Origin of the sequence: Streptomyces sp. NPDC086787 (assembly GCF_044745865.1) — a bacterium.
Lineage (GTDB): Bacteria > Actinomycetota > Actinomycetes > Streptomycetales > Streptomycetaceae > Streptomyces.
The window spans coordinates 302724-314941 of sequence record NZ_JBIVBC010000003.1 but is presented as its reverse complement, the minus strand read 5'-3'; the positions used below and the strand labels follow the sequence as shown (position 1 = coordinate 314941).

Annotated in this window: 10 protein-coding genes and 1 tRNA gene; 3 read left to right on the top strand and 8 right to left on the bottom strand. The window is 69.0% G+C overall.

Annotation, left to right across the window (positions count from 1 at the left end; genetic code table 11):
- Positions 1-6: 6 nt before the first annotated feature.
- From ACIPK3_RS11060 to ACIPK3_RS11035, 6 genes are all read right to left on the bottom strand, one after another.
- A complete protein-coding gene (locus tag ACIPK3_RS11060; RefSeq protein ID WP_402568667.1) occupies positions 7-1119 on the bottom strand; it encodes a substrate-binding domain-containing protein in 1113 nt (370 codons plus the stop codon).
- 279 nt (positions 1120-1398) lie between these two features.
- Entirely contained in the window at positions 1399-1857 is a 459-nt protein-coding gene (locus tag ACIPK3_RS11055) for a heat shock protein transcriptional repressor HspR (RefSeq protein ID WP_402568299.1), read from the bottom strand.
- A gap of 7 nt (positions 1858-1864) precedes the next feature.
- Positions 1865-3049 carry a molecular chaperone DnaJ gene (gene dnaJ, locus ACIPK3_RS11050; protein WP_402568297.1) on the bottom strand — a complete coding sequence of 395 codons (1185 nt, stop codon included), beginning with the start codon at positions 3047-3049 and terminating at the stop codon, positions 1865-1867.
- 33 nt (positions 3050-3082) lie between these two features.
- Positions 3083-3754 (bottom strand): nucleotide exchange factor GrpE, encoded by a 672-nt coding sequence (gene grpE, locus ACIPK3_RS11045; protein WP_402568295.1) that lies wholly within the window; start codon positions 3752-3754, stop codon positions 3083-3085.
- Positions 3751-5598, bottom strand: a complete 1848-nt coding sequence (gene dnaK, locus ACIPK3_RS11040) for a molecular chaperone DnaK (RefSeq protein ID WP_402568294.1) — start codon at positions 5596-5598, stop codon at positions 3751-3753. The genes grpE and dnaK overlap by 4 nt, the downstream gene beginning before the upstream one ends.
- 94 nt (positions 5599-5692) lie before the next feature.
- Entirely contained in the window at positions 5693-6781 is a 1089-nt protein-coding gene (locus tag ACIPK3_RS11035; protein ID WP_402568293.1) for an MraY family glycosyltransferase, read from the bottom strand.
- 227 nt (positions 6782-7008) lie between these two features.
- On the opposite strand from ACIPK3_RS11035, the gene ACIPK3_RS11030 reads away from it, so the two are divergent.
- A complete protein-coding gene (locus ACIPK3_RS11030; RefSeq protein ID WP_402568292.1) occupies positions 7009-9291 on the top strand; it encodes a (Fe-S)-binding protein in 2283 nt (760 codons plus the stop codon).
- Positions 9292-9447: 156 nt separating this feature from the next.
- Here the strand turns inward: ACIPK3_RS11030 and ACIPK3_RS11025 are convergent, their stop codons facing one another.
- Positions 9448-9777, bottom strand: coding sequence for an antibiotic biosynthesis monooxygenase family protein (locus ACIPK3_RS11025; RefSeq protein ID WP_402568290.1), 330 nt, complete (start codon positions 9775-9777; stop codon positions 9448-9450).
- Between the two features lie 102 nt (positions 9778-9879).
- Here ACIPK3_RS11025 and ACIPK3_RS11020 point away from each other — a divergent pair, with 102 nt between their 5' ends.
- The gene (locus tag ACIPK3_RS11020) at positions 9880-10896 is read left to right on the top strand and encodes a YIP1 family protein (protein WP_402568289.1); all 1017 of its coding nucleotides are present in this window, start codon (positions 9880-9882) and stop codon (positions 10894-10896) included.
- A 132-nt stretch (positions 10897-11028) separates the two neighbouring features.
- Here ACIPK3_RS11020 and dcd read toward each other — a convergent pair whose 3' ends face one another.
- Positions 11029-11604, bottom strand: a complete 576-nt coding sequence (gene dcd / locus ACIPK3_RS11015) for a dCTP deaminase (RefSeq protein WP_402568288.1) — start codon at positions 11602-11604, stop codon at positions 11029-11031.
- A 488-nt stretch (positions 11605-12092) separates the two neighbouring features.
- Between dcd and ACIPK3_RS11010 the strand changes: the two genes are divergently transcribed.
- Positions 12093-12166, top strand: a tRNA-Gly gene (locus tag ACIPK3_RS11010).
- Positions 12167-12218: the final 52 nt, after the last annotated feature.

Sequence of the window (12218 nt, the reverse complement as noted above, 5' to 3'; positions counted from 1 at the left end):
GAACGCCTACTTGAGGCCGATTCCCGCGCAGTCCGACTTGTACCTGCCCGAGCAGATGTCGGAGATCCTGTAGATGCCGTCAGCGATGACCGTGTCCTCGATGCTCTGCTTCGACTTCGTCAGCGCGCTCACGGTGACCAGATGGGCCGGGATGTCCTTGTCGCTCGGGCTGTCGACCCTGTCCTGGGTGAGCGCCTCGAACTGGATGTCCTTGCCCTGGACCTTGGCCACGGCCAGCTTGGCGGCGGCCTCGGCCTCGTCCGGGTAGGACTTGTAGACGGTCATGTACTGCTCGCCGTCGACGATCCGCTGCACCGCGTCGAGTTCGGCGTCCTGGCCGGTGATGGGCGGCAGGCTGGTGACGCCGGAGGCCTTGAGGGCCTTGATGACACCGGCCGCCATGGCGTCGTTGGCCGAGTAGACGGCGGCGATGTTGCCCTTGCCGATCTGGGCGATCGCCTTCTCCATGTTGGACTCGGCGATCTTCGGCTTCCAGCCGTCGGTGTCGTAGGACTCCGCGACCGTCACCTTGCCGGTCAGCTCGGCCTGGGCGGCCGTCTTGAACTGCTTGGCGTTCGGGTCCGTCGGCGAGCCGTTGATCATGACGACCTTGTCGGAGGAGTCGGCGTCCGACCCCAGCGCCTCCAGCACGGAGCGCGCCTGCACCTGGCCGACCAACTCGTTGTCGAAGGAGACATAGGCGTCGATCGGACCCTCGGCGAGGCGGTCGTACGCGATGACCGGGATGCCCGCGTCCTTGGCCTTCTTCACCTCGTCCGCGATGACGTGCGAGTCGACCGCGTCCAGCAGGATGACGTCGACCTTGTCGGCGACCATCTTCCGCATCTGCTCGGCCTGCTTGCTCGCGCTCGCGCCCGCGTTCTGGTACTCGACCTGACCCTGCTTGCCGGTCAGGTCGGCGACCGTCTGCTTGATCATGGGGTAGTCGAACTTCGCGTACCGGGTGTTCGTCGTCTCCGGCATCAGCAGGCCCACCGTGATGTCGTTGCCCTTGGTCGGCGAGGCGTCGGCCGAGTCCCCCGAGCCGCCCAGCATGCCGCAGCCGGCCAGTGAGAGGGGCATCGTGGAGGCTGCCACGAACATGGCGATATGACGCATACGGGGCATTCGGGGGCTCACTTCAGATACGTTCCGGACGTGCGGGCTGCATTGCGACAGATGTCTGAAAAGACAACGCGGCCGCCATACCCGGCGTCAAGCGGAATGACTTAACGAGTGCGCAACACCACGTTGCGCAGCCCTGTGAAGCCGGAGCGGAGCCCTCCGCCGGAAACGGGCACCGGCCCTTCACCCGATGGGCGAAGGGCCGCTGGGGGACCGGTGAGGGGGCGCCGCGGAACCGCCGCGGGGGAGGACGTCAGGCAGCGGTGCAGGCCGTCAGTCCGACTGCTGCTGCCGCTTGGGCCGCCACACCACCAGTGCACTGGTCTGCTGCACCTCCTGGTACGGCACCAGGTCACGCCGGTAGGAGGCGTGGACGGCCGCCTCGCGCTGCCGCATCGCGGCCGCCGCGCCGTCCAGGGCCGCTTCCATCTCCGCCACCCGGGACTGGAGCGCGGCGACCTGGTTCTCCAGCTCGATGATGCGCTTGATGCCGGCCAGGTTGACGCCCTCGTCCTGCGACAACGCCTGCACCTGACGGAGCAGTTCGATGTCACGGGCCGAGTAGCGGCGGCCCCGGCCGGCGGTGCGGTCGGGGGAGACCAGGCCCAGGCGGTCGTACTGGCGCAGCGTCTGCGGGTGGAGTCCGGAGAGCTGGGCCGCCACCGAGATGACGTAGACCGGTGTCTCCTCGGTCAGCTCATACGGGTTACGCCGACGCCCGGGTGTGTCCATGGGGCCCTCAGTCTCCCTTCGCGGCCTCGAACAGCTCCGCCCGCGGGTCCTCGTCCGCGGTCGCCTCGCGATACGCCTCCAGCGCGTCACGAGCCTTCCCCGACAGATCTGCGGGGACACGCACCTCGACAGTGATCAGCAGGTCGCCCCGGGTGCCGTCCTTGCGGACCGCGCCCTTGCCCCGCGCCCGCATGGTACGGCCGTTGGGCGTGCCGGCGGGCAGCTTCAGCGTGACGGCGGGACCGCCCAGGGTCGGCACCCTGACCTCGCCGCCGAGCGCCGCCTCGGCGAACGTCACGGGGACGGTCACCGTGAGGTTGTCGTCCTTGCGGCCGAACACCGGGTGACCGCCGACGTGCACCACCACATACAGGTCACCGGCCGGACCGCCCCGCTCGCCTGGCGCGCCCTTGCCGCGCAGCCGGATGCGCTGACCGTCCGTCACCCCGGCGGGGATACGGACCTGCATGGTCCGGGACGACTTCGCGCGGCCGCTGCCCTTGCAGTCCATGCAGGGGTGCTCGGCGATCAGACCGCGCCCCTTGCAGTCGGGGCAGGGGTCGGTGAGCGAGAAGCCGCCGCCCGAACCCCGCGCCACCTGGCCGGTGCCGACGCAGGTCGGGCACACGCGCGGTGTGCCGTTCTTGTCGCCGGTACCGGAACAGGCCTTGCACGGTGACTGCGAGGACATCCGCAGCGGCACGGTGGCGCCCTCGATGGCCTCGGTGAAGCTCAGCGTGACCTCGGACTCGATGTCCTGGCCGCGCCGGGGCTGGGTGCGCGTGCCCGCGCCGCCGCCCCTGTTGAACAGGCCTCCCAGGACGTCCCCGAAGCCTCCGCCGAAGCCCCCGGCGCCCTGTGCGCCGGTGCCCGCGCCCGCGCCGCCGAAGAGGTCGCCCAGGTCGAAGTTGAAGGAGCCGCCGCCCGCGCCCGGCCCCGGACGGAAACCGCCGTTGCCGAAGAGCGCGCGGGCCTCGTCGTACTCCTTGCGCTTCTTGGGGTCGCCGAGGATGTCGTTCGCCTCGGAGATCTCCTTGAAACGGTCCTCCGCCTTGGCGTTGCCCTTGTTGGCGTCCGGGTGGAACTCGCGGGCGAGTTTCCGGTACGCCTTCTTGATCTCGGCCTCGGTGGCGTCCTTGGGGACGCCGAGGACCTTGTAGTAGTCCTTCTCGATGAAGTCCTTGGTGCTCATCCCCGACGTCCCTCCTTCCGCTCAGTGTGCGGTTCAGCCCTCGTCCGGGCCACCGTTTTCCTTGTCGTCGGCGGCGTCGGACGTACTGCCCTCGTCACCCTCCGCCTTGCCCGTCTGCGCGCCGGGCTGAGGCTCGGCCACGGCCACCCGCGCGGGGCGGATGGTGCGCTCGCCGATCCGGTACCCCGGCTGGAGGATCGCCACGCAGGTCGTCTCGGTGACGTCCGGCGCGTACGAGTGCATCAGGGCCTCGTGGATCGTCGGGTCGAAGGGCTCGCCCTCCTTGCCGAACTGCTGGAGCCCCATCTTCGCCGCGACGGTCTCCAGCGACTCCGCGACGGACTTGAAGCCGCCGAGCAGTTCGCCGTGCTCCCGCGCGCGGCCGATGTCGTCGAGCACCGGCAGGAGTTCGGTCAGGAGGTTCGCGATGGCGATCTCCCGGACCGACACCCGGTCGCGTTCGACACGTCGGCGGTAGTTCTGGTACTCGGCCTGAAGCCGCTGGAGGTCCGCCGTGCGCTCACCGAGCGCCGTACGCACCTGATCCAGCTGGGCAACCAGACCGGCGTTCTGTGCACTTGCGTCCCCGGCCGGGGCCGCCCCCTCCGCCGAAGCGGAGGAAGCGGCCTTCGACTCGGCGTCTTCGGGGGTGGCGCCGGAGGGGACGTCGGGCTTCTCGTCGAAGCCCGGGGTCTCCTCCGTCACGCGGCACCGTCCTTGCGCTCGTCGTCCACGATCTCGGCGTCCACGACGTCGTCGTCCGCCTTGGCCTCACCGGCACCGGCCTCACCGGCGCCACCGGCGGCCTGTCCGGCCTGGGCGTCGGCGTACATGGCCTGGCCGAGCTTCTGCGAGACGGCCGCGACCTTCTCGGTGGCGGAGCGGATCTCGGCGGTGTCCTCGCCCTTGAGGGCTTCCTTCAGCTCGCCGAGGGCGGCCTCGACCTCGGTCTTGATCTCGCCGGGGACCTTGTCCTCGTTGTCCTTGAGGAACTTCTCCGTCTGGTAGACGAGCTGCTCGCCCTGGTTGCGGGACTCGGCGGCCTCGCGGCGGGCGTGGTCCTCCTCCGCGTACTTCTCGGCCTCCTGGCGCATGCGGTCGACCTCGTCCTTCGGCAGCGAGGAGCCGCCGGTGACGGTCATCTTCTGCTCCTTGCCCGTGCCCAGGTCCTTGGCGGTCACGTGCATGATGCCGTTGGCGTCGATGTCGAAGGCGACCTCGATCTGCGGGACACCACGCGGGGCCGGCGGCAGACCGGTCAGCTCGAACATGCCGAGCTTCTTGTTGTACGCCGCGATCTCGCGCTCGCCCTGGTAGACCTGGATCTGCACGGACGGCTGGTTGTCCTCGGCCGTCGTGAAGATCTCGGACCGCTTGGTCGGGATCGTGGTGTTGCGCTCGATGAGCTTGGTCATGATGCCGCCCTTGGTCTCGATACCGAGGGACAGCGGGGTGACGTCGAGGAGAAGGACGTCCTTGACCTCGCCCTTGAGGACACCGGCCTGGAGCGCGGCGCCGATGGCGACGACCTCGTCCGGGTTCACGCCCTTGTTGGCGTCCTTGCCGCCGGTCAGCTCCTTGACGAGCTCGGCGACGGCAGGCATGCGGGTGGAACCGCCGACCAGGACCACGTGGTCGATCTCGGCGAGCTGGATGCCCGCGTCCTTGATCACGTTGTGGAACGGGGTCTTGCAGCGCTCCAGCAGGTCCGCGGTCAGCTGCTGGAACTGAGCGCGGGTCAGCTTCTCGTCCAGGTGCAGCGGGCCCTCGGCGGAGGCCGTGATGTAGGGGAGGTTGATCGAGGTCTCGGTGGAGGAGGACAGCTCGATCTTGGCCTTCTCGGCGGCCTCACGGAGGCGCTGGAGGGCCATCTTGTCCTTGGCGAGGTCCACGCCGTGGCCGGACTTGAACTGCTGCACCAGGTAGTCGACGACGCGCTGGTCCCAGTCGTCACCACCGAGGTGGTTGTCGCCGTTGGTGGCCTTCACCTCGACGACGCCGTCACCGATCTCGAGGAGGGACACGTCGAAGGTGCCGCCGCCGAGGTCGAAGACGAGGATCGTCTGGTCGTCCTTGTCGAGGCCGTACGCGAGCGCGGCCGCGGTGGGCTCGTTGACGATGCGCAGGACGTTCAGACCGGCGATCTCGCCGGCCTCCTTGGTCGCCTGGCGCTCGGAGTCGTTGAAGTACGCCGGGACGGTGATGACCGCGTCGGTCACCTTCTCGCCCAGGTAGGACTCCGCGTCGCGCTTCAGCTTCTGGAGGATGAAGGCGGAGATCTGCTGCGGGTTGAAGTCCTTCCCGTCCAGCTGGATCTTCCAGTCGGTGCCCATGTGACGCTTCACGGACCGGATGGTCCGGTCCACGTTGGTGACCGCCTGACGCTTGGCCACCTCGCCGACGAGCACCTCGCCGTTCTTGGCGAAGGCGACGACGGACGGCGTGGTCCTGGCGCCCTCTGCGTTGGTGATGACGGTGGGCTCGCCGCCTTCAAGAACGCTGACGACGGAGTTAGTCGTGCCCAGGTCGATGCCGACCGCACGTGCCATGGTGATTTCCTCCAGCTGACTTGAGTGGAACGGACTCAAGTGTGCACGAGGGCCGCCACTCGGTCAACAGAGCTGAGTCGTGCCGACTCAACTCTTATCCACTCCTTACGCGCAACCGGCCGGTGGCATGCTCCGTGACCTGCGTGGATGCCCCACGGCGGGGTCCGTGAACCGGGACACGGCGGTGACCGTGAACGGGGTGGACGGGGTGGACGGGGACGCGAAGCAGGAGCAGTACGACGACGAGCGCGCCGCCGACCACCCACAGCACGGCACCGTCCCCCGCCCAGCCGGTGTGCGCGAGCACCCCGACGAGCACCGCGCCGAAGGCGCCGAGACCGGCCAGTACGACGGTGCCCTGCGGGGTGAGCCCGAGCCGCCGCAGCCGGTGGCCGAGGTGGTCGGCCCCGCTGCGGAGCAGCGAGCGTCCGCCGGCCCGCCGCGAGACGGCCACAAGGACCAGGTCGGCGGTGGCGAGGGCGGTCAGCGAGAACAGCACCCCGGCACCTTCGCCGAGACCGTAACCCGCCCGGGTGAACACACCGGAGGCGGCCAGCAGGAACCCGGTGAACAGCGACCCGCAGGCGCCGAGCCCGACCCGCGCGGGATACCAGTTGTGCATGAGGAACCCGGTGAGGGCGGCGGCCAGCACGCTGAGCAGCACCGCCAGCCCGTCCATCACCTCACCGGCGGCACAGGCCCCGATCCCGAACGCGGTGATCACCCCGACGGTCCCGGCGACCCCGTCGGCATGGTCCAGCGCCCGGAAGGCGAGGGTGACGAACACGATCCAGCCCACGGCGAGAATCCCGGCCGGTACACCCGTCCGGTCGTACGGCACCACACACGTGGCGGCGACCGCCGTACCGGCGACCAGCACCCGCGCGCGCAGCCGCCACACGTCGGCGACCAGACCCAGCGCGCCGACCGCGGCACCCGCGACCAGGAGTCCCCCGACCCCGTCTCCCAGCGGCGCGACGCCCGTCCACTCCCCCGCCCCGGCGACCAGACAGGTGGCGGCCAGTACGGCGGCGCCGCCGAGCAGAGGGACCGGGCGGCGGCGGGCCGAGCCCTGGGGTCTCCGCTCGAAGACCCCGGCGCGCAGGCCGAGTCCACGGAACAGCGCCGCCAGCAGGGCGGCGATCAGAAGGGAAGTGACGGCGGCGAGGATCCCATAGAGCACGGGTCTAAAGTAGGCGCGAAAGTAGCAATTCGGTATGAATAACACGATCGGTTTGTTCTGTTTGTTGGTGAGAGGCGGGCGGGGGACCCGGGCCGGGTCAGGCTGCCCTCAGCGATTCAGATCACTCCACCCCTGGCTACAGTGCGGGCAGGGATGCGGGTAGTCTCAAACAGACTGGATAAGTTACCGCTCAGTAGATTTCCCTCGCAGGCCCGAGGAGCCCCGAAATGCAACTCGCCGCGATCATCGTGTCGCTGGTTCTGATCGTGGTCGGCGTGGCCCTGTTCGCCCGCGCCGTCCTCCAGATCTTCAACTTCATGCGGCTCGGCCAGAGCGTGCCCGCGGGCACCCGCACCGACGAGCCCGTCCAGCGCACCGTCACCGTGGTCCGGGAGTTCCTCGGACACACCCGGATGAACCGCTGGGGCATCGTCGGTGTCGCGCACTGGTTCGTGGCGGTGGGCTTCTTCTCTCTGCTGCTGACGATCGTCAACGCCATCGGCCAGCTGTTCCAGGCCGACTGGATCCTGCCGATCATCGGCGAGTGGGCGCCGTACAACGTCTTCGTCGAGTTCATCGGCACGATGACCGTGCTCGGCATCGCGACCCTGATCGTGGTCCGCCAGCTGAGCAAGCCGAACAAGCCGGGCCGCAAGTCCCGCTTCGCCGGCTCCAACTTCGGCCAGGCGTACTTCGTCGAGGCCGTCATCCTCATCGTCGGCGTCTGCATCTTCATGCTGCACGCGCTGGAGGGCGCCCAGCACCATGTGGACGGCTACGACGCGTCGTTCTTCATCTCGTACCCGGTGGTGTCGTGGCTCGAGGGCATGGACGTCTCCACGCTCCAGAACCTCACCTACTTCTTCGCGGGCCTGAAGATCGCGACCTCCTTCATCTGGATGATCACGGTCGCGCTGAAGACCGACATGGGTGTCGCCTGGCACCGCTTCCTCGCCTTCCCGAACATCTGGTTCAAGCGGAACGCGAAGGGCGAGACCGCGCTCGGCGCGCTGCTCCCGATGACCTCCGGCGGCAAGGCGATCGACTTCACCGACCCGGGCGAGGACGACGTCTTCGGCGTCTCCCAGGTCGAGCAGTTCTCCTGGAAGGGCCTGCTCGACTTCTCCACCTGCACCGAGTGCGGCCGCTGCCAGTCGCAGTGCCCGGCCTGGAACACCGGCAAGCCCCTCTCCCCCAAGCTGCTGATCATGTCGCTGCGGGACAACGCGCACGCCAAGGCGCCGTACCTGCTGGCCGGCGGCGGCAAGACGATGGAGGGCGAGGAGAAGGCCTCCGAGGAGCAGCTGGCGGGCGTGCCCGCCGCCGCGCTGGCCGAGGCCGAGCGCCCGCTGATCGGCACCGCCGAGGAGAACGGCGTCATCGACCCGGACGTGCTGTGGTCCTGCACCACCTGCGGCGCCTGTGTCGAGCAGTGCCCGGTGGACATCGAGCACATCGACCACATCGTGGACATGCGCCGCTACCAGGTCATGATCGAGTCCGCGTTCCCGTCCGAGGCGGGCACGATGCTCAAGAACCTGGAGAAGAAGGGCAACCCCTGGGGCCTGGCCAAGAAGCAGCGCCTGGAGTGGACCAAGGAGGTCGACTTCGAGATCCCGGTCGTCGGCCAGGACATCGAGGACCTCACCGAGGTCGAGTACCTGTACTGGGTCGGCTGCGCCGGAGCCCTCGAGGACCGCGCCAAGAAGACCACCAAGGCCTTCGCCGAGCTGCTGCACATCGCGGGCGTCAAGTTCGCGATCATGGGCGGCGACGAGAAGTGCACCGGTGACTCCGCCCGCCGCCTCGGCAACGAGCCCCTCTTCCAGGAGCTCGGCATGGAGAACGTCATGGCTTTGAACATGGCGTTCGGCGAGGAGATGGACGACGACGGCAAGGTGACCGAGGAGTCCCGCAAGCCCAGGTCGGCCAAGAAGATCGTCGCTACCTGCCCGCACTGCCTCAACACGATCGGCAACGAGTACCCGCAGCTCGGCGGCGACTACGAGGTCATCCACCACACCCAGCTGCTCCAGCACCTGGTGGACGAGGGCAAGCTGCTCCCGGTCACCCCGGTCGAGGGCATCATCACCTACCACGACCCGTGCTACCTGGGCCGCCACAACAAGATCTACACGCCCCCGCGCGAGATCATCGGCAAGGTCCCGGGTCTGCGCAACGAGGAGATGCACCGCCACAAGGAGCGCGGCTTCTGCTGCGGCGCCGGCGGCGCCCGGATGTGGATGGAAGAGCGCATCGGCAAGCGCATCAACAACGAGCGCGTCGACGAGGCCCTCTCCCTGAACCCCGACATCGTCTCGACGGCCTGCCCGTTCTGCCTGGTCATGCTGACCGACTCGGTCAACGGCAAGAAGAACGACGGCAAGGCCAAGGAGTCCATCCAGGTCGTGGACGTCGCCCAGCTCCTCCTGGAGTCCGTCAGGACCCCGGTCGACCCGGCAGGCACGGCGGAGCAGGAGAACGAGCCCGAGCCGGAGCCGGTGAAATAACCGACGACTTCAGCAACCGGCGGCTTCCCCCGGAACCACGACGGCGCCCCCTGACCTGGCCGGTCGGGGGGCGCCGTCGTGTTCGGACACGGGCCGACGGGCACGGGCGGGGCCGGTGGGCACGGGCGACAAGCAGGCCGCCCGCGCCGACAGGCCTCAGGCCTCCTTCGGTCCCGCCTGCTGTACGACGTCGAAGGACCAGAGGGTGGAGCCGGACGCGGCCGGACGGGGCCGCTCGCCGCCCTCGCCACCACCACCCTGGTGCGCGGCCTTCATCGGCCCCTCCATCCACGCCTGGAACGACTCCTCGTCCCGCCACCGCGTGTACACCAGGTACTGGTCGGTGCCCTCGACGGGCCGCAGCAGCTCGAACCACTCGAACCCGTCGGAGTTCTCCACGGCGTGCGCCCGGGAGGCGAACCGCTTCTCCAGGACCTCCCGCTGCTCGGCGGGGACGGTCAGCACGTTGATCTTCACTACGCTCATGCGCCCATCCTGCCCCCTCACGCGTGTCCCCAGGGGCACCCCCTCGACTCCGCCGGGTCAGGTCCAGGGCCTGTGCGCCCCCGCGGGGATGTCCCGTAGGGGATGTCACAGCTCAGCAGCAAAGCCGGGCCCGGACCACCGGGCCCGGCACACGGCCCGCCGGGACCAGGTACGTTCGAAGACGTGGCTGGATTCAGGATCGGACGAGGCGGACGGAACGACCGCGCCCCGCAAACACAGCAGGCCCCGCAGGGACGCCCGGCCCCGCAGGGACCGTCGTACGGCGGCCGGGCGCCGCAGGGGCAGCCGTACGGCTACCCGTCGGCTCCGCAGCCGTACCCGCAGTCCCACGCGCAGCAGAGACCGCGGTACGGCGGCGGCCCGGCCGGTGACGACGGCCCGGAGTACTTCGGTGACGGTGGCGGCTACGGCTACGGCGGCCACCCGGGCCACGGCACCCCGGACCCGTACGCCGCGAACCAGCCCGGTCACACCCAGGCGTTCTCGATCGGCGAGGAGCCGTACCAGCAGGGCGAGACCTACCGGGCGGGCGCGAGCGCCGTACCCGGCCCGATCGGGCCGCCGCTGCACTGGAAGGACCTGCTGCGGGGCATAGTGCTCTCCCCCGACCAGACCTTCCTGCGGATGCGGGACTACGCCATGTGGGGCCCCGCCCTCATCGTGACGTTCCTGTACGGCCTGCTCGCGGTCTTCGGCTTCGACAAGGCCCGTTCGGAAGCGATCAACGCCACGCTCTCCAACGCGGTGCCGATCGTGCTGACCACCGCCATCGCGCTGGTGATCAGCTCGTTCATCCTGGGCGTGGTGACCCACACCCTGGCCCGCCAGCTGGGCGGCGACGGCGCGTGGCAGCCCACGGTGGGCCTGTCCATGCTGATCATGTCCCTCACGGACGCGCCACGCCTGGTCGTCGCCATGTTCTTCGGCGGCGACGCGACCTTCGTACAGCTGCTGGGCTGGGCGACCTGGGTGGCCTGCGGGGCCCTGCTGACCCTGATGGTCAGCCGCTCCCACGACCTGCCCTGGCCGAAGGCGCTGGGCGCGTCGGCGATCCAGCTGATCGCGGTGCTGTCGATCGTGAAGCTGGGCACATTCTGAGAACCGGAACCGGAACCCGAACCGGAACTGAAACCGGAACCGACTGAGACACAAGAAGGCCCCCGGCCGGATAAACCGGCCGGGGGCCTTCTGCTGTCAGCCTGATGTCAGCCTGTTGTCAGCGCACGCGCCTCACACCTGCGACCGGTGGAAGTTGAGGAACGACCGGGAGGCGGTGGGACCGCGCTGCCCCTGGTAGCGGGAGCCGTACCGCTCGCTGCCGTAGGGGTGCTCGGCCGGGGAGGTCAGCCGGAACATGCACAGCTGCCCGATCTTCATACCCGGCCACAGCTTGATCGGCAGGGTGGCGAGGTTGGACAGCTCAAGGGTGACGTGCCCGGAGAACCCGGGGTCGATGAACCCGGCGGTCGAGTGGGTGACAAGCCCGAGCCGCCCGAGGGAGGACTTGCCCTCCAGCCGCGAGGCGAGGTCGTCCGGAAGCGTGATGACCTCGTACGTCGAGGCCAGCACGAACTCCCCGGGGTGCAGGATGAACGGCTCGTCGCCCTCCGGCTCCACGAGCCGGGTGAGGTCGCCCTGCTCGATGGCGGGGTCGATGTGCGGGTACCGGTGGTTCTCGAACACCCGGAAGTAGCGGTCCAGCCGCACGTCGATGCTCGACGGCTGCACCATGGTTTCGTCGTAGGGATCGATCCGTACTCGCCCGGCGTCGATCTCGGCCCGGATGTCCTTGTCTGAGAGAAGCACGCCCCGAGGATACGCAAGGCGCGCGGAGCCATGACAATCGCGGCTCCGCGCGCCCTGATGCCCTGCCTACCGGCCGGCCGGCTACCGCTTCTGCAGTACGACGGGCACGGCGCTGCGCAACCGGGCACACCGCGGACACCGCACGAGCCGACCGGGGCCGAGCCGCTCGGCCTGCTGCATCGGGAACGAAGCGGTACTGAACACGTGCCCATCGGCACAGCGGACGACGGTGCGTTCCATCAAGTCCAAGAGTCCCTTCCCCAAGAGGCGCTTCGGGCTCACCGCCCTGACAGCAAAAGCCACGTTACGGGATCAAAGAGACGCCGCTCCAGGCGGCACTCCGACCGCACCACCGTACGCCCCAACTCCGGTCGCCCACAGCCGGATCCCCCGCTGAAACCCACTCAGACCCCGCGGCCTGAGCACCGGGGGTCTGCGATGAGGTACAGTGAGCGAGCATTCGACACCGGCTCCGGTCGGCGTCCTGCGCGGGTGTAGTTTAATGGTAGAACATCAGCTTCCCAAGCTGAGAGCGCGAGTTCGATTCTCGTCACCCGCTCCATGTGAAACCCCCAGGTCGTGGACCCGGGGGTTCTTTGTTGTCTGGACCAGTA